General features: G+C 68.8%; 19 protein-coding genes. 9 read left to right on the top strand and 10 right to left on the bottom strand.

Annotation, left to right across the window (positions count from 1 at the left end; translation table 11 throughout):
• Positions 1-60 precede the first annotated feature (60 nt).
• Positions 61-2,751 carry a UvrD-helicase domain-containing protein gene (locus tag QE373_RS16355; RefSeq protein ID WP_309688529.1) on the bottom strand — a complete coding sequence of 897 codons (2,691 nt, stop codon included), beginning with the start codon at positions 2,749-2,751 and terminating at the stop codon, positions 61-63.
• Positions 2,752-2,949: 198 nt separating this feature from the next.
• On the opposite strand from QE373_RS16355, the gene QE373_RS16350 reads away from it, so the two are divergent.
• The 3 genes from QE373_RS16350 (at position 2,950) to QE373_RS16340 (ending at position 5,018) form a co-directional block, all read left to right on the top strand.
• A complete protein-coding gene (locus QE373_RS16350) occupies positions 2,950-3,762 on the top strand; it encodes an alpha/beta hydrolase (RefSeq protein WP_123700302.1) in 813 nt (270 codons plus the stop codon).
• 74 nt (positions 3,763-3,836) lie between these two features.
• Positions 3,837-4,001, top strand: a complete 165-nt coding sequence (locus QE373_RS16345) for a hypothetical protein (protein ID WP_182657244.1) — start codon at positions 3,837-3,839, stop codon at positions 3,999-4,001.
• A gap of 48 nt (positions 4,002-4,049) precedes the next feature.
• The gene (locus tag QE373_RS16340) at positions 4,050-5,018 is read left to right on the top strand and encodes a polysaccharide deacetylase family protein (protein ID WP_309688521.1); all 969 of its coding nucleotides are present in this window, start codon (positions 4,050-4,052) and stop codon (positions 5,016-5,018) included.
• Positions 5,019-5,101: 83 nt separating this feature from the next.
• Here QE373_RS16340 and QE373_RS16335 read toward each other — a convergent pair whose 3' ends face one another.
• A complete protein-coding gene (locus QE373_RS16335) occupies positions 5,102-6,037 on the bottom strand; it encodes a GAF domain-containing protein (protein WP_309688518.1) in 936 nt (311 codons plus the stop codon).
• Positions 6,038-6,273: 236 nt separating this feature from the next.
• Between QE373_RS16335 and QE373_RS16330 the strand changes: the two genes are divergently transcribed.
• Complete coding sequence (locus QE373_RS16330) at positions 6,274-8,040, top strand: tetratricopeptide repeat protein (RefSeq protein ID WP_309688516.1); 1,767 nt, start codon at positions 6,274-6,276, stop codon at positions 8,038-8,040.
• On the opposite strand, the gene QE373_RS16325 is transcribed toward QE373_RS16330, so the two are convergent.
• Positions 8,041-8,415, bottom strand: coding sequence for a hypothetical protein (locus QE373_RS16325; protein ID WP_123700305.1), 375 nt, complete (start codon positions 8,413-8,415; stop codon positions 8,041-8,043).
• A gap of 331 nt (positions 8,416-8,746) precedes the next feature.
• Between QE373_RS16325 and QE373_RS16320 the strand changes: the two genes are divergently transcribed.
• Positions 8,747-9,421 (top strand): hypothetical protein, encoded by a 675-nt coding sequence (locus QE373_RS16320; protein ID WP_309688512.1) that lies wholly within the window; start codon positions 8,747-8,749, stop codon positions 9,419-9,421.
• 57 nt (positions 9,422-9,478) lie between these two features.
• On the opposite strand, the gene QE373_RS16315 is transcribed toward QE373_RS16320, so the two are convergent.
• From QE373_RS16315 to QE373_RS16290, 6 genes are all read right to left on the bottom strand, one after another.
• Complete coding sequence (locus QE373_RS16315) at positions 9,479-10,324, bottom strand: MnmC family methyltransferase (RefSeq protein WP_309688510.1); 846 nt, start codon at positions 10,322-10,324, stop codon at positions 9,479-9,481.
• Positions 10,325-10,396: 72 nt separating this feature from the next.
• Entirely contained in the window at positions 10,397-10,684 is a 288-nt protein-coding gene (locus QE373_RS16310; RefSeq protein WP_245625274.1) for a hypothetical protein, read from the bottom strand.
• A gap of 57 nt (positions 10,685-10,741) precedes the next feature.
• The gene (locus QE373_RS16305) at positions 10,742-11,119 is read right to left on the bottom strand and encodes a MerC domain-containing protein (RefSeq protein ID WP_309688506.1); all 378 of its coding nucleotides are present in this window, start codon (positions 11,117-11,119) and stop codon (positions 10,742-10,744) included.
• Between the two features lie 57 nt (positions 11,120-11,176).
• Positions 11,177-12,781: an ATP-binding cassette domain-containing protein gene (locus QE373_RS16300; RefSeq protein ID WP_309688503.1), complete on the bottom strand. Its 1,605-nt coding sequence runs from the start codon at positions 12,779-12,781 to the stop codon at positions 11,177-11,179.
• 156 nt (positions 12,782-12,937) lie between these two features.
• Positions 12,938-13,303 (bottom strand): EAL domain-containing protein, encoded by a 366-nt coding sequence (locus tag QE373_RS16295; RefSeq protein ID WP_309688500.1) that lies wholly within the window; start codon positions 13,301-13,303, stop codon positions 12,938-12,940.
• Positions 13,290-14,540 (bottom strand): CSS-motif domain-containing protein, encoded by a 1,251-nt coding sequence (locus tag QE373_RS16290; RefSeq protein WP_309688497.1) that lies wholly within the window; start codon positions 14,538-14,540, stop codon positions 13,290-13,292. The genes QE373_RS16295 and QE373_RS16290 overlap by 14 nt, the downstream gene beginning before the upstream one ends.
• Before the next feature lie 243 nt (positions 14,541-14,783).
• On the opposite strand from QE373_RS16290, the gene QE373_RS16285 reads away from it, so the two are divergent.
• Both QE373_RS16285 and QE373_RS16280 read left to right on the top strand, forming a co-directional pair.
• Positions 14,784-15,554 carry a lytic transglycosylase domain-containing protein gene (locus tag QE373_RS16285; RefSeq protein ID WP_057507401.1) on the top strand — a complete coding sequence of 257 codons (771 nt, stop codon included), beginning with the start codon at positions 14,784-14,786 and terminating at the stop codon, positions 15,552-15,554.
• A gap of 79 nt (positions 15,555-15,633) precedes the next feature.
• Positions 15,634-17,709: an SMP-30/gluconolactonase/LRE family protein gene (locus tag QE373_RS16280; protein ID WP_309689875.1), complete on the top strand. Its 2,076-nt coding sequence runs from the start codon at positions 15,634-15,636 to the stop codon at positions 17,707-17,709.
• Positions 17,710-17,741: 32 nt separating this feature from the next.
• On the opposite strand, the gene QE373_RS16275 is transcribed toward QE373_RS16280, so the two are convergent.
• On the bottom strand, positions 17,742-18,119 hold the full coding sequence (locus QE373_RS16275; RefSeq protein ID WP_057507367.1) for a YciI family protein: 378 nt from the start codon (positions 18,117-18,119) through the stop codon (positions 17,742-17,744).
• 206 nt (positions 18,120-18,325) lie between these two features.
• Here QE373_RS16275 and QE373_RS16270 point away from each other — a divergent pair, with 206 nt between their 5' ends.
• Together QE373_RS16270 and QE373_RS16265 are read left to right on the top strand one after the other, a co-directional pair.
• Positions 18,326-18,745 (top strand): YciI family protein, encoded by a 420-nt coding sequence (locus QE373_RS16270; protein WP_057507366.1) that lies wholly within the window; start codon positions 18,326-18,328, stop codon positions 18,743-18,745.
• Positions 18,746-18,926: 181 nt separating this feature from the next.
• Positions 18,927-19,349, top strand: a complete 423-nt coding sequence (locus tag QE373_RS16265; protein WP_309688490.1) for a VOC family protein — start codon at positions 18,927-18,929, stop codon at positions 19,347-19,349.
• The last annotated feature ends 26 nt before the right edge of the window (positions 19,350-19,375 follow it).

Below are 19,375 nucleotides of genomic sequence, written 5' to 3'. Positions count from 1 at the left end.
TCCGCTCCTGTCCCGCCTGACGGCCAGCGGCCGTCACTACCGTTCCCGGGCGATGTGCTGCTACGCCATCACCCGCGGCTTGTGCTCGCACCGCGGATACCCCGAGCACGAATGGAAGTCACCGTACTTCCCGGTCTTCTTCACGATGACGCCCGTCCCACACGCCGGGCACCGACGCTCTTTTACCGGCTGTCCATCCAGCGTGGTCACCTGCACCGCGCCGTCCCGCTCCAGTTCGTCCAGGAACGCCGAGCGCTTTCCGGAAACGGTGAACATCGCCACCGACCGCCGGGCACGGGTGAGTGCCACGTAGAACAGTCGGCGCTCTTCTCCCAGCGGATAGGTATCGCCATCGGGCATCGCCAGCGACAGCACGTCATCGTCCGCGCGCAGGTTGGGGAAGGCGCGGTCCAGCAGGGCCGGCAGGATCACCACGTCCGCTTCCATGCCCTTGCTGCGGTGGGCGGTAAGGAAGCTGACCTCCAGCGTCGCGCCGAAGCGTGCGCGCCAGTTGCCGGGCAGGTAGGCGCGGTCCGCGTTGTAGCGGCCCAGCACGAATACGCTGAGCTTGCCGTCCCGGCCCGCCGGCATCGCACCGCACAGGCTCGCTTCGTGCAGCTGCTGCAGGTACTGGCTTACGGCATCGGTGAGCTGATCACGCGCGGCGACCTGGACTGCCTGCAGCACCGGCCCATGGCTCGGGGTGCTGGACCATACGCGCTTGCGGATCTGCGCCGGGTTGGCGCTGATGAAGCGGCTGGAAACATCACACAGGGCCTGCGGGCAGCGGAAGGTCTGCTCCAGTCGCAGCACCTGCCCATGACCAAACCATTCGTTGAAGCGGGTCATCACCGAGACGTCGGCACCGGCGAAGCGATTGATCGACTGCCAGTCGTCACCCACCGCGAAGAAGTACGTGCCCGGCTGCTGCACCAGCGCACGGCACAGGCGTGCCCGTGCCCGTGAAGCGTCCTGGAACTCATCCGCCATCACCAGCGTGTAAGGCGCTGCATGGCGGCCTTGTTCCAGATGCTCGGCGGCCTGGTTGAGCATGTCCTCGAAGTCGATGGCGTGCTCGGCATCCAGTGCATCGTCCCAGGCCTGCAGCACCGGTCCGGCGATCTCCAGGAAGCGACGGTAGCGCTCTTTGAACTGATCCTCGGGCAGGTCGCGCAGCCGCGCGGCCATGTCATCCAGGCCCAGGCAGTTGCTCTTGGCATGGCTGATGAAGGTGCGCATCAGGCCGATCAGCTCGGCGTCGGGCATCGGCTTCTGGCCGTCGTCCGGGATGTCGCGGTCAGGGTTGGGATCCACCGCCACGCCACCGGCGGCGAGTGCCTGCTCGAGGTCGTCGAAGGCCCAGCCCATGCGCAGGTCGTGCGAGCCGGTGTCCAGATGGCGGCCATCCGTGTGCGGCAGCGGATCGGTGTCCGCGCCGCCATGCCGATGATGCAGTCCGGCATCCGGGTAATGGAACTGCGTGGACTGTGCGTGGAAGGCGTCCTCGCCGGGGTCGAATGTCTGGCTGCGGTCGTACGCATAGCGCACGCCGTTGTAGAACAGCCAGTCGGCCAGGATGCAGTCTTCCACGCTGCGCACGCGCTCGCCCTGCAGGGTGCGCACGTAGCCGCTGCCATCCTTGTCCCAGCCGTCGGCATCCATCGCGCCGCCTTGCGCCGGCAGGTCGCGGCCGAACACCAGCCGGAACATGTCCCAGCGCGTGCGGAAGGCGTGTGAGCGGTCCTTCAGCTGGTCGATGAGGTCGGCCAGCCGATGCAGGCCGAGGGTGGCATCCACCGCCCAGTCGGGCACCTGCGGGCGGCGTCCGGTGACGCTGGCGATGATCGCCAGGCCCAGCGCGTGGAAGGTGCGCGCCTGCACCACGCCCTCGCCCATGCCGAGGCGGGCGAACGCACGATCGGTGCGCTGCTGCAGTTCGCCGGCCGCTTCCTTGTTGAAGGCCAGCATGACGATCTGGCGGGGCTCGGCGTAACCGCGCCGGATGGCATAGGCGGCCTTGGCCACCATGGTGGAGGTCTTGCCGGAACCGGCGGCGGCCACAACCTGCACGCGGTTGTCGAAGCAGATCACCGCGTGCGCCTGTTCGTCGGTGAGCGGGCGGCTTTCCACGCGGTCCAGCAGGGCGCGCGACGCGCTGCGCTCGGCCGTGAGTATCTGCGCATTGACGGCGTCGCAGGCGGCGCTCCAGTCCTGTTCCCACAGCTCCAGTTCGATCAGCGCCGATTCGCGTTCGTCTTCATCCAGCGGCAGGTCGGTGTCATGGAACAGGGTGTGCAGGGCGGTGGATCCCATGTCCAGCGCGGGACGCGCATCCAGCAGCGCCTGCAGGTCGTCGTGGCTGATCCAGCGCCGTTGCGCGCGGCGTTCAGTCAGCAGCTCCTCGGCATCGCCATTCCATTGGCGCATCAGGTCAAGGATATGCAGGAAGGCGGGGCCGCGCTCCCGCTGGTCCTGCGCCTGTTCGGCCGTGTGCAGGGCCTTGGTGAGGGTGCTGGCGTCGGCGTGGGACAGGCCGTCCAGGGTGATGGTCGGGCCTTCGCGGCGCTGTACCACCACGCTGGCCCACAGCAGGCCGCGCTTCACGGTGAATCGCGCATCGAAGCCGAGGGTGAGCCGGTGGATCGCGTCGCCGAGGTGGATCACCATGTCCTCGCCATCCAGGTGCAGTTTCCATGCGGCAGAGCGGGGCAGGGCGAGGGCCAGGCGCGAAGGTGTCCAGTGCTGCGTCATGCGTACTGCGGTCCTGCGGGATCGGTGTTTCAACGGTGTTGTCATGATAGGGCAGCGTGGGGGCATGCGCGCGGTGCAGGCGATCAGGTGCGCCGGTCCGCTCCGTGCAGGCCATGTCACGACGGCGCCCCGATCTTTCACGACGGCCCAAGCCCCGGCCCCTTAGCGTTGACCCTCCTTCCCTTCCATGGAGTTGCCATGACTGCGTCCCGCGTCCGTCTGCACGTTGAAGATTCCGGTGGCACTGGCCGCCCGGTTGTCCTGATCCACGGCTGGCCGTTGTCGGCTGAGTCCTGGAAGGCCCAGGTGCCGGTGCTGCGTGATGCCGGCTACCGGGTGATCGCCTATGACCGTCGTGGCTTCGGCCGTTCGGACAAGCCGGCTGATGGCTACGAGTACGACACGTTGGCCGCTGACCTGGCCGGTGTCATCGAAGACCTGGACCTGAAGGATGTCTCGCTGGTCGGCTTTTCGATGGGCGGTGGCGAGGTCGCGCGCTATATCGCCAACCACGGTGAAGAGCGCCTGCACAGCGTGGTGTTCGCCGCTGCGGTGCCGCCGTACCTGCTGAAAACCAGTGACAACCCGGACGGCCCGCTGACCCAGGAAGCCGCCGATGAGATGGCCGGCGCCTTGGCCAAGGACCGTGAAGCCTTCTTCGATGACTTCACCAAGAAGTTCTTCAGTGCCAACGGCAAGCTGAAGGTTACCGAGGCACAGCGCCTGGAAGCGGTGGCGCTGGCCCACCAGTCCGACCAGACCGCCGCACTGGGCTGCCAGAAGGCCTTCGGTACCACGGACTTCCGCGAGGACCTGAAGAAGGTCACCGTGCCGACCCTGGTGCTGCACGGTGACAGTGATGGCACGGTGCCGTTCGAAGGCTCCGGCAAGCGCACCCACGAGGCGATCGCGGGCAGCGAAGTAGTGGTGCTGAAGGATGCGCCGCACGGCTGCAATGTCAGCCATGCCGATGATTTCAACCTGGCCCTGCTGAACTTCCTCAAGAAGTAAGCTGCGCCAGTTGCCTGCAACGACGCCCGGCTTCCCCGCCGGGCGTTGTTGCGTCCACGCTACGGGAATCTTTCATGCGCAAGTCGACCACGCCGCCCTGGAAAAAGCCCAATCCGAAGGGGCAGGCATCGCGCCCGCTGACCGACGCGCAGAAGGCGGCCGCGCGGCAGCGGGCCGAGGAGAACGGGCGACCGTATCCGAACCTGGTGGACAACATGTGGGCGGCCAAACAGCGTTAGAGTCACGGGCTGCTCGACTACCCGTGCGCCGTGGCCCCGATGACCTTGATGACCTCACGTTTCTTTGCGTTGCTGTTGCTTGCCATCGCCGGTGTCGGCCATGCGGCCGGGATCGACCGCCGTATTGCGGTCACCATCGATGACCTGCCATGGGCGCGACTGGACGAGATCCAGCCGGCGGACCTGCAGGCGCGCCATCAGGCGTTGCTGGGCCAGTTGAAGCAGGCGAACGTGCCGGTGGTCGGCTTCGTCAACGAGAACAAGCTGGAAGTGGACGGTGTGGTGCAGCCGCAGCGGGTGCAGATGCTGCGCGACTGGCTGGATGCGGGCTATGCGCTGGGCAACCACACATGGTCACACATGGATCTGAATGCCGAGGGCGTGGAGGCGTTCCAGCAGGATTTCCTGCGCGGTGAGCGGGTGCTGCGCCCGCTGCTGGCCGAGCGCGGGCAGGTGCCGACGTGGATGCGCCACCCGTACCTGCGCGCCGGCCGCACGGCGGAAGATCGTGCGCGCATGGACGTATTCTTCGCCGAACATGGCTACCGCATCGCGCCGGTCACGGTGGACAACGGAGAGTGGGTATGGGCCTTCGCCTATGCCAACGTGCTCAACGAGCAGGCCGACACGCCGGCGCGCGAGGCCGTGCTGCGGCAGCTGCGCCGCGGCTACGTGCCGTACATGTTGAACAAGCTGGATTACTACGAGGCGCAGTCGGTGGCGCTGCTGGGCTATGCGCTGCCGCAGGTGTGGCTGATGCATGCCAACGAGCTCAACGCGGCGACCTTCGCCGAGCTGGTGGCGGCGACGCAGCGGCGTGGTTATCGCTTCGTCAGCCTGGACGAGGCGATGCAGGATGCTGCGTACGCGCGCGGCACCACCGGGTATGACGGCCGCTACGGGCCGAGCTGGCTGCACCGTTGGGCCATGGCCGAGAAGCGGCCGAAGACGTTCTATGCGGGTGAGCCGGAAGTGCCGGCGTGGGTGAAGACGTTGGCGAAAGTAGATTACGAATAGCTGCCGATCCGGGAAGCGTCGCTCTGGTAGCGCCGAGCCACGCTCGGCGAGCGCGCAGCGCGGCATGTGTCAGGCATGCAGCATCAGGACACCGCCACGCTGTCCTTCGCCGCGCTCAGTGCCTTGTCCGCGCGCAGGAACACCGCCGACGTAGGCTCGCCGCTGTCGGTACCCGCGCTGCCCATCAGCAGCGATGCGCCCAGCGTGTGGCGCAGGTCCTGGGCCACCTTCTGCAGCGCGGCCAGCGTATCGGCGTCCTGCTCCACGCCCAGCACCGCGATGAACTCGCCACTGCCGGTGACCCGGTTGATGCTGTCGCCGCGTGCGGGCTGCAGGCACTGCTCCAGCTGCTGGTCCAACTGCTGCAATTGGCGTTCCAGTGCGCGTTCGCCCAGCCGCGCCGACAGCGCATCCAGGTCCTGCAGCTCCAGGATCACCACCGAATACCGGCCCGCCGCTTCCGGTGCCGAGCCCGCTTCGATCTCCAGGCCCTGGTTGAGGATTTCCGCCACTGCCTGTTCGCGTTCGCGGCTGCGCGCTTCCATCAGCGACATCGTCAGACGCGCCAGCGCCTTCAACGCCTCGCGCTGGGTTTCGTTGAGCTCGCGCGGGTTCAGGTCGACCACGCACACGCTGCCCACCGCGGCGCCGTCGTCGGTGACCAGCGGCATGCCCGCGTAGAACCGCGCACCCATTTCCTTGAGCACGGGGTTGTCGGCGAAGCGCGCGTCCTGCTGCAGGTCGCCGATCTCCATCAGGTGTTCGGGCTGGCGGATCGCATGGTCGCAGACGGCGACGTTGCGCTCGGTCTGGTGGCCCTCCACGCCGGTGCGCGCCTTGAACCACTGGCGGTCGCGATCGATCAGGGTAACCAGCGCCATCGGCGTGCCGCACACCGCCGCCGCGACCTTGACGATGTCTTCGTAGGCCGGTTCGGGAAGGCTGCCAACGATGTGCAGCGCGTCCAGCGCGCGCTGGCGTTCGGCTTCATCGGCGGGCTGGGCATGGGCGTCGGTCATGGCGTGCTCTGTAGCGATGGTGTCCTGCCAAGATTACGGCAGGATCCGACAGCGAGGTTAACGCGGCCCAAGCGGGAAGCAGGCAAACGGGTTCGTGATCGGCCACAGGGACCGCAGCAGTCTTGATGGACAGCGACGTCGTCTGTCGCAGGTGGCATGCGCTGATCGGTTTTCGGCGTGCAGACGCACCGCGATCCTAGAGTAGGCGGCTGTAGGCGCACGACGGCGGAGTCGGGATGCTGCACCGGACGCTGTGGCGATCCATCGTGAAGGGCGGCTGGGTGCTGCTGGCGCTGGCCTGGCCGGTACTGGCCGGCGCGGCGGACCCATCGGCCTGCAGCGGACTTTCCACGAACCGCATGTTGCCGGATGCGCGGCTGTGCCGCAGCCGCCTGTTGCCTGCTGCCAGCGGCGCGCCAGCGGAGGGCGTGGCGGCATTGCTGGCAAGCGCCGGCGAGGCGATGCAGGGCGCGCGCGATGCGGATGCCGAGCGGCTGCTGGACTGTGCCGACGCGGTCGTCGACGACGCCGGGAGCGGCGCGGACGCGCTGCGTGCAGCGGTGTCCCGCCAGCGCGGTGTGCTGGACTATCGTCGCGAGCGGTTGCCCCAGGCAATGCGTCGGTTTGAATGTGCCGCCGCGTGGTCGCGTGCGGCCAATGATGCGGAAGGAACGGCCCGCGCACTCAACAACCTGGGCTCGGCGCAGCGTCGCATCGGTGACTTCCGTGGGGCGCTGGGCAGCCTGACCGAAAGCCTTGCCCTGCGGCGTGCGCAGGGTGGCGCGACCAGCGCGGTGCTCAACAACATCGCCGATGTGTACCGGGCGCTGGGTGAAAGCGAGACCGCGCTGGGCTACTACCAGCAGGCGTTGCAGGCAAGCCGCGCGACCGGCGACGGCGTCGAAGCAGCGCACGTGCTGGAATCGATGGCGGAGGTGACGCTGGACGCCGGGCATCCCGTGCAGGCCGCGGCCTGGCTGCGCCAAGCGCTGCAGGAGTACCAGCAGGCGGGCAACCGGGTGTATGCACTGCGCGTGCACGATGGGCTGATCCGGGTGGCCTTGGCGCAGGGGGATGTAGGCGCCGCCCGCGGTTGGCAGGAAGCGGCGCTGGCGCTGGCCCATTACTGGTCGCTGCCACTGCCGGCGGCCCTGCAGTTGCAGGTGGCCCGCGTGCAGCGGGCAGACGGTCGGCTTGCGCAGGCCAGGATGCAGCTGGAATCGGCATTGGCGGCGCTGGCTGACCGCGACCCGGTGGAAGTGGATCTGCTCAGGGAGCTGGCTGCGGTGCAGGGCGCCAGCGGCGAGGTAACGGCGGCGAACGCGACGTTGGAGCGTGCCAACGAACGTGCGTTGGCGCAGGCGCGTGCCCAGCACGACCAACGACTGGACTGGATGCGCGTGCGCTTCGAAGCGGAAGAGGAGCGTCGGCTGCAGGCAGGTGCGCCGGCCTCGCAAGGGCGCGCGGTTGGACCCGTTGCTGCGCTGCTGGCGATGATGCTGGCGGTGATGGTTGCGTTCGCGCTGCGGCGTCGCCGGCGCCGGCAGCGTGCGGCATCGTACGCGACGAAGGTGGAACCGCCGCTGCCAGCTGCGCCCCGGCCGGCGGTCGCACCGCCGCCGCCACCCGAAGCGCCTGTGGGCGTGCCAAGGCAGGCCGATCCGCAGGCGTTCCGCAGCGAGCTGGTGGCGTTGATGCTGGCATCGGTGGAGGCCTGGGAGCGTTGTACCGGCAGCAGCCGGCTGGAGCTGGCAGAGCGCAGCCGGCTGTGGCGGGTGAACGTGGATGACGGGCGCCTGCGCGCACGCGCGCTGGAACGCTACCTGTCCGTGGCGCGGTTGCCGCGGCAGCCGCGATGGCGCAGCGTGGTGCGCACGGCCTACTACGTGCTGGCGCAGTGTCCGGCCCTGGACGCGGCCAGCCGGCAGCAGCTGCAGGCTGGCGTGGACGGGGTGCTGGCCCATGCGCGCAGTACGGCGCTGCAGGCGCAAGCCGGTGCGTGATCAGCGCGACGGGCGCACGCAGACCGCGCAGATGCCCGTGATGCCGTCGTCGATGCGGTAGCGCGCATGGTGGTCCTTGTCGATGAAGCTGGACGGCCCTGAAATAAAGGGCATGGCGTCCTGGCGCGGCGCCACGATCCTGCACCATTCGCCCATTGCGTTGGCGACGGTGTGGAAGTGGTCCTCGCCTTCGAGGATGCCGCACTTGGCCATGACATCGCGGATCTGGCCGCCATCGAACTTGAACGCGGCCACGCGTTCGGGCTTTGCGTTTTCATCCACGCACCAGTCCGCGGGGACGATGTCGTGGGCGACGGCAGTGCGGGCGCAGGCGGTGAGGGCAAGGCACAGCAGCAAGCAGCGGATGGGTGACATGGCAGGAACCTGCGGGATGGGATGGACGTCCATGCTGGCGCTGGTGGCCGCAGCAGGACAGGACGCGGCCGGGAACAAACCGGGAACGAATCGCGCCAACCCGTTGATTCTTCGAAGCCGGCCCGTGCCAGGCTGAGTCCGTTGCAGCGCCGGGCGCTGCGCTGCAGGAGCCTTCAGGCAACGCCTGCGAAAGCGCCCCGGCGTGGCCCGGTTCGATCCTTGAGCGGCGGCAGGGCGCTGCCTAGCGTGGAAACGGTGCAGCGGACGTGGCGTGGCAGCCGAGGCCTGCCGTGGTTCCTGCACCTACCCACCACTGACTGAAGGAACCACCATGCGTTACAAGACCCTGATCGCTTCCACCCTGCTGCTGGCCGCTGGCTGCGGCGGCAGTGCGTTCGCTGCCGGCAACCCGCAGGACCGCGTCGGTGTGCAGCACAACATGTACCTGGACTGCCTGCGCAGCAACCGCGTACCGATCGAAGACATGCTGGACTACCTGGTCGGCCAGTGCGGCTACAAGCCGGAGATGTCGATGGAGCAGTTCCGCAGGACCTTCGAATGGACCTACGACCTGGATCCGACGCTGCCGCTGGCCAAGCACATGGACCCGTACCGCACGCAGTTCAGCGAACGCGAGTACCGCTTCTTCCAGCGCATCGACGAAGTGAACGCCAAGGCCGGCAGCCTGGAGAACGCGGCGGCGCTGTACGAGCGGCTGGAGCAGGAAGCGGTATCCACCCTCGACCCGCGTTCGAAGGGCGCGGCCAACGTGCTGGCCAGCCTGAGCGTGGGCCGCCATTCGCTGGCCTATTGGACCAAGGTGGAAGGCGAGAGTCGCGCTGCCGGCAATGGCCTGGTGACCACCGCACGCTGGGGCTGGGGCAAGGTGCTGGCGGTGGTGGGGGCCGATATCGCCGGCGCGGCGATCACCACCGGAATGGGGCTGGCACCGGCAGCCGGCGCGGTGGCGGCCGGCGCATCCAACGCGGTGTCGCAGGCGATGTAAGGCCATGCGGACAGGTGTCGGCCAAGCGCCGGCACCTGTGCCGTGGCAGCAACCGGCTCAGCCGCGATAGGTCGCCAGCACGCCGTCCAGCGCGAGTTCGGCCTTGAAACCTGCCTTTTCCAGCCGCTTGGCGACTTCGCGCGGCACATCGCGGCCGCTGGTCAGCTTGTTCGGCGCGCCGGTGTAATGGAACAGCTTGCCGCCGCTGCGGATCACCCGTGCAAGCTGGTCGTAGAACACCTGCGAATACAGTTCGCCGGCGATGCCGAAGCGCGGCGGGTCGTGCAGGATGGCGTCCACGCTGTTGCCCGGCAGCGCAGCGATTTCTTCGGACACGTCGCCCTGCGCCAACTGCAGCCGGCCACCGGCACTGGCCGCATCCGGATCCGGTGACCACGGGTTGAGCGTGCGCAGCCACAGCACGTCCGGGTTCTTTTCGAACGAGCGGATCTGCGCCACGCTGGCATCCAGGCAGCAGGCAGCGAAGTACCCCAGTCCACCGCAGGTATCGAGCACGGTCTTGCCCGCCGGGGCGATCAGTTCCACCTTGCGGCGCGCATCGTCGAACGGCGACAGCTTGGCGCTGGGCAGCATCTTGATGCCGTCGATCTCGAAGGTCGGCGCGCCCCATTCGGTGGGCACCAGCTTGATCAGTGATGCGCTGAAGCGCGAGATCGGCAGGAACTCCTCGCCATCCCAGTAGTACAGCGTGCGGTTCTTGACCTTGCCCGGCCACGGGTAGGATTGGCCGCGGAAGACGAAGCCGTCCGTAGACAGGCCGACGGCTTCTTCGCTGCGTCCCAGGTCCAGCGAACCGGTCCAGCTGGATGCGCCGGCAGCGGCCGCGCGCTGCAGGGCAGTAGCGGATTCGCGGGTCAACAGGGGGCCGGAATAATGGGGCACGGGTGCGGTCGCGTAGCAATCAGGGGCCGCTAGTGTAGGACGCAGCGGCGGATCGCGTTACCGGTGCGCGGCTCAGTGCAGGATCATCGACACCAGGAACAGCGCCAGCGGCACTGCGGAAAAGGCTGCACCGGCCAATGCCAGCCATGGCCAGCGCTCATCGCGCACGCGCGAGGCCAGCACCGCGCAGAATCCACACATGGCCGCGGCCAGCACGCCCACGGCGGTTGCGCTGTTGCCGCTGGCACCCAGCGCGCGGGCCGCCTGTTCGACCAGCACGCCGATCACCATGCCCAGCCAGCTGCACAGCCCGAACCAGGGCACCACGCCGCGTTTGATCGCACGTCCTCTTGCTGACATTGCCTGCGCTCCGTTGCCTGCACGGCCAGATGGCCGCCGCCTACAGTAACCGCTTGCTCAGCACTGGCGGTGACGACGGCGCGCGTTCCACAGGTGGGTGGCCGCCAGCAGCAGGCTGCCGACCACCGTGACCACCGTTTCGCTGTCGTGGCTGGGGAACTCCAGCGCGCCCGCCAGCAGCAGCGCCAACCCGGCTGCAGCGGCCAGCCAGGCCGGCGCCGGCAGCGGGTGCTGGCGGTGGGCGCGCCACAGCGCGAAGCCGGTGATCGGCAGGGCGATGGCCACGAACACGGCGTGCACCCACTCCGCTTCGGCCCAGGCGCCGAACAGCGGAAGCGCAGCGGCCAGCAGCGGCAGGGCCAGGCAATGCAGCAGGCACAGGCTGGACAGGGCGACGGCGCTGGCGTCGAGCAGGGCGGCTTGGCTGGATTTCATCGGCTGCGGATCAGGAATGGGGTGTTACATAGTAACATTATGCATGTGGACGTCCTTTCACCACGGCCGCAGCGTCCAGTCGTTTTCGTTCATCAGCAGCACGTGGGTGGGCTGCATGGCCTGCAGCAGTGCGGGATCATGGCTGGCCATGACCAGCGTGCCGGTGAACTGGCCGAGCAGGGTTTCCAGTGCATGCAGCGCGTCCAGGTCCAGCGCGTTGCCGGGTTCGTCCAGCAGCAGCAGGCCCGGGGCGGGGTCGGCATACAGGGTGCATGCCAGCGTTGCCTTCAGCCGTTCGCCGGCGCTCAACGTGGCGCTGGGCCGTTCGATGCGCGCGGCATCCAGGCCCAGCAGGGCCAGCCGGGTGCGCAGGTCGGCCACCGGCGTGGCCGGGCAGGCCGCCTGCAGCGTCGCCAGCGCGCTGCTGCCCGCGTGCAGCGTGGCCAGCGCCTGGTCCAGCAGGGCGGCCGGTACGCCGATGTCACAGCTGCCGGCACGCGGCGCCAGCTGACCGGCCAGCACCCGCAGCAGGGTCGATTTGCCGCTGCCGTTGTCGCCCACCACGGCCAGCCGCTGGCCGCGCTGCAGGATGAGGTCCAGTGGTGCACGGCAGCCGTGCGGCAGCTGCAGGCCCTGCAGCCGCACCACCCGCTGGCTGGCGTGCGGGCTGGGTGGTGCGAAGGCCACCAAGTGGGCGCTGGCGGTGACGCCGGCGCTGGCATCGCGCAGGCGGCCCGCACTGTCGGCAAGGCGCTGCGCCTGCAGCTGCGCAGTGCGACCGGCGCTGGCTTGTGCGCGTTGTTTCTGCAGTCCCAGCAGGATCGGTGCCTGGTTGGCATCGCGTGCGCTGCGGGCACCGCGCGACTGCCGTTGCTGGGCGCGTTCGTGCAGTTCTCGCGCGTGCCGTTGCTGCTGCCGGTGCTGCTGCCGCGCATGGTCCAGCTGCGCCTGCGCGGCGGCATCGTGCACCGCCTTGGCGTGGACGTACTCCGTGTAGCCGCCGCCGAAGCGCTGCAGCCCCTGCGCGTCCAGTTCCACGATGCAGGCCATCTGGCCCAGCAGTTCGCGGTCATGGCTGACCACCAGCAGCCCGCCGCGCCAGCGCTGCAGTGCGTCGCGCAGCTGGGCACGCCGTCGTGCATCCAGGTGGTTGCTGGGTTCGTCCAGGATCAGCCAGTCCGCGCCACTGGCCCATGCACCGGACAACGCCACCTGCATCGCCTGCCCACCACTCAGGCGCGCGGCCGGATCTTCCGGTTGCAGGTCGGCGGGCAGTCCGCTGCGCTGCCACTGCAGGCGCAACTGTTCGCGCAGGTCCCAGCGCTCCCCGACGCAGTTGAAATCCTCGCCGTGGACCTGCCCTGCGGCAATCCGGTCCAGCGCATCCAGCACCTCGCCGACGCCGGCCAGGTCGGCCACGCGGCCCTGTGGCAGGCCACTCAGCGCGGGCAGCAGGAACACCCGTCCGCCGCCGCGGCAGCGCCCGGACGTGGGCGGCAGCGTGCCGGCCAGCAGCCGCGCGAGCACGCTCTTGCCGACCCCGTTGGCGCCCACCAGTCCGGTGGCGACGGGATCGAAGGTGAAGGACAGATCGGAAAACAGCGCGCGCCCATCGGGCAGGCGGAAGGTCACGCGTTCAAGCGTGAGCGGATGCGTGGTCATGCAGACCTCCAACAGATGCCATCGACTCCCCCTGCGTGCAGGGGCGGGAGAAGAATCAGGCCGTCGACGAAGACGGCGGCATCAGTGGCGCATTGGCGTAAGCCTCCAGGTGGATGCGCCCAGTATAAGCGGGCCGCATGAACCGCACGACGACGATCAATGGCCCGCCTGCCGCCGCGTGTTCTGCATGTCTTCGCGCGCCGCGCCGTACAGTTCCTGGCGGCGCCGATGGAAGGCGATGAAGTCCTCGCGTGGCAGCGCCTTGGCGAACAGCCAGCCCTGGCCGAACTCCACGTGGCGGCTGTGCAGATAGGCCAGCTGGTCTTCGGTTTCCACGCCTTCGGCCACCACGAACAGCCCCAGGGTCTTGGCCATGTCGATGATGTGGCCGGTGACCGGGCTGGTGGCGCTGTCGGTGCCGATCGCATCGATGAACGACTTGTCGATCTTCAGCGCATCCAGCGGCAGCTGCTGCAGGTACTGCAGGTTGGAATACCCCACGCCGAAATCATCGATGGCCACCGCATGCCCGGAGTGCCCGCGCGGCCGAGATCACGGCGCGGGCCTTTTCGATGTCCATGAAGCCGCGTTCGGTGGCTTCCAGCCAGATCTGCTGGTTGGCGATGCCGGTGCCGGCCAGCTTGGCGGCGATCACCTTCAGCGCGCGGCCGCTGATCATGTCTTCCGGTGCAAGGTTGATGGCGATATGCGCGCTGCGGTCGCCGACCAGCAGGTCGCGCATGTCCACGATCACCCGTTCGATCACTTCATCGGTGATCGCCCCGATCAGTCCGCTGGCTTCGGCCAGGGGGATGAACAGGTCCGGCCGCACTTCGCTGCCATCGGCGCGACGCCAGCGCACCAGTGCTTCGGCACCCACGCAGATCCCGGTTTCCAGTTCGATGATCGGCTGGTAGACCACGTACAGTTCGTTGCGACGGATGGCATGGCTCAGTTCGCCCTTCAGCGAATAACGCCGCCGCGACAGCGCCAGGGTGCCGGCCATCGCGGCCGCGCCCAGCAGCAGGCTGACCGGCACCAGCACCCAGGCCTGCTGCAGGAAGATCCCGCTGATGCCGGTGCGTGGCGTGGTCACCACCGCCAGCCACGCTTCGCTGCGCGCACTGGCGAACAGCAGCGTGCCGTCATCACCGGTGCGGGGGTCGCGCAGCAGCGATTGCAGCAGCGCCTGGTCGGGCAGCGACTGCTGGGCGATCAGCCGGCCATCCGGGGTGGCGATGGCGATGCGGATGTCGCGCGCGCCGATCAGGTCGACGAAGTGGTACGGGTCCATCAACGCTTCGTAATCGTCCAACCGCAGGGACAACATGCATCGCCCGTACGGTGCGCGCGGTTCGATGTCCAGCTGCAGGATGGCGCCATCGGCGGTGGTGTGGTCGGGCTGGCTGGGCGCAGGCACGTCGACCGGACGGCCCCAGGAGGTGCAGCGCACGCGGCCCTGCTGGAAGTAGCTGATCTGGTCCACCGACGAGGTGGTGACCACCCGGGTCTGCATCAGCTGGATGTGCTCGGGGCTGCACGGCGCCAGCGGGCTGTGCTGCATGGCCTGCAGCGCGGACAACGCCTGCTGGTAGGAGCGGTCGGCGCGCTCCAGGGCGCGTTCTGCGGTCTCGCGCAGCTGGGCCTGTGCGGTGTTGGCGGCGTGGTGCCAGCTGAGCCAGGTCATCATCGCCAACGGCAACGCTGCGGCGAGCAGGCCCACCAGGGCCATCAGCAGCTGCATGCGGATGCGATTCATCGACGGCTCCGTGTCCGGGGGCAAGGCGTTCGGCCGCGCGCTGCCTGCCGGCGTGCCTTGCCCAACAGCGTAGCTGAACGCTGTGCTGGATGGGGACGCAGCCGGCGCGGGCGCTGCACGGGTGGGCTGCCTGCTACGCAGGGCAGCGGCCCAGGCGGCCAGAAACGTCAGCCGGCGTCTTCACCGGGGATTCCGCGCCCGCGGCACACCATGCCGCCGACCTCCCTGCCGATGCTCCTGCCGATGCGCGTGCCCGCCTGCTTCTGTGTGCTGTTGCTGGCCGTGGCCTGGGGGTCGGCGCAGGCGCGCACGGTGTACCGCTGCGTGCAGGGCAACACGGTCAGCATGGCGACCGCGCCGGAGCCGGGATCGCGCTGCACGGCAAAGGAAATCGATGACAGCGCGGTGCAGGCGCCCAACCTGTGGGGGAACATGGGGGTGTTCAGCGGCACCCTGTACGAACGCGAGCAGGACGGCAGGCTGGTCTACTCCACCCGCAACCTGCCCGGATCGCGGGTGTACCTGAAGTTCACCGTGGCCACCCCGCCGGGGGAGCCGGCGCATGCCGGGCTGGGCCGCGTCGGCGCCGCGCAGCTGGCACCGCATGCGAAACAGTTCAAGGCGGCGGCCAAGGCCACCGGCGTGGAAGATGCCTGGCTGCGCGCGATCGCCCATGCAGAGAGCGGCTTCGATGCGGCCGCGGTGTCGCCGAAGGGCGCGCAGGGGGTGATGCAGCTGATGCCCGATACCGCCAGCGACTACGGCGTGCAGGACCCGCTGTCGGCCGCGCAGTCCATCGACGGCGGCGCCCGCCACATGCGCGCCCTGCTGCGGCGCTACAAGGGCGACCACGTGCTGGCGGCAGCCGCCTACAACGCGGGCATCGGCGCGGTGAGCCGCTACAACGGCGTGCCGCCGTATGCCGAAACGCTGGCCTACGTGGAGAAAGTGATGGCCTTGTACGCGCGTTACCGCGAGGCGATGGGCATCCGCAGCGAAGTGCCCGCGCGCTGAGCCTGCCGCGGCGGCCTGCCTTGGCGCGCGTTGCGGCAACGGCTATCGTCCTCGCTGCGAAAAGAACGAAGGGATGCAGATGGTGCGTGTGCGATGGATCATCGGGGTGGCCGTGGCAACGGGATTGGCGGTGGCAGCGACCTTCCTGCCACGAACAGTCACCGAGGCCGTACCTGCAGGACCGGCACCGACCCCGCTGGGTTGGACCGCGCAGCTGCAGCCGCTGGCCGGCGATGGCGTGCCGGGCCTGCGTGATGGGGCCGCAGCACAGGCGCGTTTTTCCGATCCGTACGCCCTGCTTGCGCTGGACGATGGCAGCCTGCTGGTGGCCGACGCCGGGGACAACAACCGCATCCGCCGTATGGCCGCCGATGGCAGTGTGTCCACGCTGGCCGGCAGCGCTGAAGGACTGGCCGATGGGCCGGCGCTGCAGGCCAGCTTCCATACGCCTTCCGGGTTGGCGCGCGATGCGGCCGGGGTGGTGTACGTGGCCGACACCGGCAACCATGCGATCCGCCGCATAGGGCTGGACGGCCAGGTCACCACACTGGCTGGCGGCACCCGCGGCTTCGCCGATGGCGCCGCCGCGCAGGCGCGCTTCGACGGACCGATGGGCGTGGCGGTGGATGCGCAGGGCCGTGTCTACGTGGCTGATACCTGGAACGACCGGATCCGGGTGATCAGCCCGGACGGCACGGTGCGCACCCTGGCCGGCGGCGGCGAGCCGGCGCACATCGATGGTTTCGCCGGCGTGGCCCGCTTCGATACGCCGGTGGCGCTGGCGTGGGACGGCGACGGCGCGCTGCTGGTGGCGGACTTCCATAACAATGCGATCCGCCGGGTGGGCATGGACGGGCAGGTGGATACGCCGGTGCCGTCTTCCAACGTGATCAATGGTCCGCTGTCGCTGGCGCGCAGCCATGACGGCGTGCTGTACGTGGGCGACCGCAGCGGGCGCATCGTGCAGGTGTCCGCGCAGGGCCACCAGATCGCCCTGGTTGGCACCGGGCAGGTACCGCGGCTTGCCCGCCCCAGCGGCGTGGCGGTGGCCGCCGATGGAAGCCTGCGCGTGGCCGATGCCGCGGCGTGGCGCCTGCACCGGGTGGTTGCGCTGGATCCGGGACAGGCACCGGCACCGGCGCTGGTGGGACCAGCCGTGGATGCGCCGTTGCCGCGCACGGAAGGCCGCTGGCCGCTGGCGCCGCAGTTGGGCTGGCACGAGGTGGTGGGCACGCTGGGGGAGGTGCGCGGCAACTTCAAGGGCGAGAGTCGGCACCACCTGCACGATGGGTTCGACGTGCGCGGCGATGTCGGCCAGACCGTGCTGGCGATCGCCGATGGCAAGATCGACAGCCCGTTGTCCAGTTGGACCGTGGGCGGACAGGCCGAAGGGCTGGAGGTCGGGCCGCTGCGTTACCTGCACATGCGGGTGGGCCGCGATCCGCGCGGGGTGGCCTTCGACGAACGCTGGCAGCAGCTGTTCGATGCGGATGGCAAGCTGGAGCGCATCCGCCTGCGCCGCGGAACGCGGATCCAGGCCGGCGACCGGCTGGGCAGCATCAACAGCCAGGCGCACGTGCACCTGAGCGTGGGCAGCAGCGGCTTCCAGCGCAACGCCGCGCTGCTTGGGTTCAATGGTTTCGTGGATACCGTGGCTCCGCGCATCACCGACGTGGCGCTGCTGGATGATGCCGACCAGCCACTGCGCGCCGATGCCCAGGGGCGCGTGCCGGTATCACGCAGTGGGCGCGGCGTGCAGATCGTGGTGGAGGCCTGGGACCAGGTGGACGGCAACCTGCCGCGGCGCCGGCTGGGCCTGTATCAGGTGGGTTACCAGATACAGGATGCGGCCGGGCAGCCGCTGGCCGGCTACGAGCAGCCACGCTGGAACATCGTGTTCAACCGCATGCCTCCACAGCAGCAGGCGGTGCGCGTGGCGTATGCGCCGGACAGTGGCATCACCGTGCACGGCAGCGTGGTCACCCGTTTCCGTTACCTGGCGAGCAACACCGTGCGCGATGGATTGATGGCGGTGGGGCGCTGGCAGCCCGCCGCCTTGCCCCCGGGGGAGTACGTGATCCGTGCGCATGCGCGCGACCACAGTGGCAATGAAGCCTCGGGCGTGCGCGACCTGCGCGTGCTGCTGGTCGACTGAGCCGCTGCAGGCGGCAGGTGCGTGGTGCCGGTTCAGGCGCCGACGCGCAGGCGCTCGGCATCCAGGTCTTCCAGGGGCCGCACTTCGATGCTGCCGAAGCGTGCCCAGGGGAAGCCGCGGGCGATGCGCAGGGCGCTGTCATGGTCGGGTGCCTGGATCAGGTTGAACCCGGCCAGCAGTTCGCGGGTTTCAGCGAAGGGACCGTCCAGGACGCGCTCCTGGCCGCTGCGTACCCGCAAGGTGCGGGCCTGTTCGATCGGCTGCAGTTTCTGCGATGCCAGCAGGGTGCCTTCGGCCTGCAGGGCATCGGCATGCTGCAGGCACGCGCGCATCAGCGCATCGAACTCCGCGCCGGGCAGCGCGCCGAGCAGGGCGGGGTCGATATAGATCAGCAGGGCGTACTGCGGCATGGGAGTGTCCGTTGGCGGCAGGTGCCCATGATGGCGGAGCGCGGCGCTGGGGCGTGCTGCGGCGCCGCATCAGGCGGTCCTGCGCGGTGCCTGCCAGTGACCGGATGGCCGGTGATTCCCCGTTTGCACACGATGTCGATTTCCCTGCCCGTGGTTCGTCGACATCATGAAGGCCGGGCAGGACCGGACGCTTTGGGAGCGCAGACATGAAGGTGATGGTTTTCGTCAAATCCAACGCCAGGATCGAGGCGGGCACCCTGCCCAGCACCGATGACATCATCGCGATGGGCAACTTCAACGAAGCACTGGTGCGGGCCGGGATCCTGCTGGCGGGCGAGGGGCTGCATGCCAGTGCCCGCGGCAAACGCGTGCACTTCGGCGAGGCCACGCCGCCGCAGGTCGAAGCCGGTCCGTTTGCCGATCCCGGATCGCTGGTGGCCGGTTTCTGGCTGTGGCAGGTGCGCTCGCTGGACGAGGCGCTGGAGTGGGCGCAGCGCGCCCCGTTCGCACCGGGCGATGTGCTGGAACTGCGGCCACTGATGGCCGAAGAAGATTTCGGCGAGGCCTTCACCGCCGAACTGCGCGAGAAGGAACAGCGCCTGCGCGAACAGAGCGCCGCGCGCTGACGGGGTCAGAGTCGCTGACGGGGTCAGAGTCAGGGGTCAGAGTCAGGGGTCAGAGTCAGGGGTCAGAGTCAGGGGTCAGAGTCAGGGGTCAGAGTCAGGACTCTGACCCCTGACTCTGACCCCCGACTCTGACCCCTCCTTGCTGGTCGTTCGTAACCACCTCTTCACGGGAGTGCCGAAGATGAAACTGATTCCATTCCTTGGTTTCAAGGGCCAGGCACACGACGCGATGGCGTTCTACGCACAGGCGCTGGGCGGCAAGGTCACTGCGGAAATGCGCTACCGCGACATGCCGCCGCCTGACGGCTCGCCCGGCTGCAATGAGATTCCGCCGGAGACCCTGGACCACGTGGCGCATTCGCAGCTGGAAGTGGGCACGGCGGTGCTGATGGCCGCCGATGGCCCGGGCGAGGACGGCGGGGGCAGCACCACCATCAACGTGGACGTGGACACGCCGGAGGAAGCCGAACGGGTGTTCGCCGCACTGGCCGAAGGCGGGGTGGTGCACATGCCGATCGGCGAAACCTTCTGGGCGCACCGCTGGGGCATGCTGCAGGACCGCTATGGCAAGCCGTGGATGGTCAACTGCATGAAGTCGCCCTGAGCATGCAGGAGCGGCTGCACGCACTG

The sequence above is a fragment of the Stenotrophomonas sp. SORGH_AS_0321 genome, from assembly GCF_031453215.1.
Taxonomy (GTDB): domain Bacteria; phylum Pseudomonadota; class Gammaproteobacteria; order Xanthomonadales; family Xanthomonadaceae; genus Stenotrophomonas; species Stenotrophomonas chelatiphaga.
The sequence above is the reverse complement of the archived record's forward strand: the minus strand, read 5'-3'. Positions and strand labels throughout refer to the sequence as shown.

What these genes read in the sequence shown, in the direction of transcription:
- QE373_RS16285 (WP_057507401.1), top strand. Translation starts at nt 14,784, where the DNA reads ATGCGCGTGCCCGCCTGCTTCTGTGTGCTGTTGCTGGCCGTGGCCTGG.
- QE373_RS16325 (WP_123700305.1), bottom strand. Translation starts at nt 8,415, where the DNA reads ATGTCACCCATCCGCTGCTTGCTGCTGTGCCTTGCCCTCACCGCCTGC.
- QE373_RS16345 (WP_182657244.1), top strand. Translation starts at nt 3,837, where the DNA reads ATGCGCAAGTCGACCACGCCGCCCTGGAAAAAGCCCAATCCGAAGGGG.
- QE373_RS16280 (WP_309689875.1), top strand. Translation starts at nt 15,634, where the DNA reads ATGGTGCGTGTGCGATGGATCATCGGGGTGGCCGTGGCAACGGGATTG.
- QE373_RS16300 (WP_309688503.1), bottom strand. Translation starts at nt 12,781, where the DNA reads ATGACCACGCATCCGCTCACGCTTGAACGCGTGACCTTCCGCCTGCCC.
- QE373_RS16350 (WP_123700302.1), top strand. Translation starts at nt 2,950, where the DNA reads ATGACTGCGTCCCGCGTCCGTCTGCACGTTGAAGATTCCGGTGGCACT.
- QE373_RS16330 (WP_309688516.1), top strand. Translation starts at nt 6,274, where the DNA reads ATGCTGCACCGGACGCTGTGGCGATCCATCGTGAAGGGCGGCTGGGTG.
- QE373_RS16310 (WP_245625274.1), bottom strand. Translation starts at nt 10,684, where the DNA reads ATGTCAGCAAGAGGACGTGCGATCAAACGCGGCGTGGTGCCCTGGTTC.
- QE373_RS16320 (WP_309688512.1), top strand. Translation starts at nt 8,747, where the DNA reads ATGCGTTACAAGACCCTGATCGCTTCCACCCTGCTGCTGGCCGCTGGC.
- QE373_RS16355 (WP_309688529.1), bottom strand. Translation starts at nt 2,751, where the DNA reads ATGACGCAGCACTGGACACCTTCGCGCCTGGCCCTCGCCCTGCCCCGC.
- QE373_RS16290 (WP_309688497.1), bottom strand. Translation starts at nt 14,540, where the DNA reads ATGAATCGCATCCGCATGCAGCTGCTGATGGCCCTGGTGGGCCTGCTC.
- QE373_RS16270 (WP_057507366.1), top strand. Translation starts at nt 18,326, where the DNA reads ATGAAGGTGATGGTTTTCGTCAAATCCAACGCCAGGATCGAGGCGGGC.
- QE373_RS16265 (WP_309688490.1), top strand. Translation starts at nt 18,927, where the DNA reads ATGAAACTGATTCCATTCCTTGGTTTCAAGGGCCAGGCACACGACGCG.
- QE373_RS16305 (WP_309688506.1), bottom strand. Translation starts at nt 11,119, where the DNA reads ATGAAATCCAGCCAAGCCGCCCTGCTCGACGCCAGCGCCGTCGCCCTG.
- QE373_RS16335 (WP_309688518.1), bottom strand. Translation starts at nt 6,037, where the DNA reads ATGACCGACGCCCATGCCCAGCCCGCCGATGAAGCCGAACGCCAGCGC.
- QE373_RS16340 (WP_309688521.1), top strand. Translation starts at nt 4,050, where the DNA reads ATGACCTCACGTTTCTTTGCGTTGCTGTTGCTTGCCATCGCCGGTGTC.
- QE373_RS16275 (WP_057507367.1), bottom strand. Translation starts at nt 18,119, where the DNA reads ATGCCGCAGTACGCCCTGCTGATCTATATCGACCCCGCCCTGCTCGGC.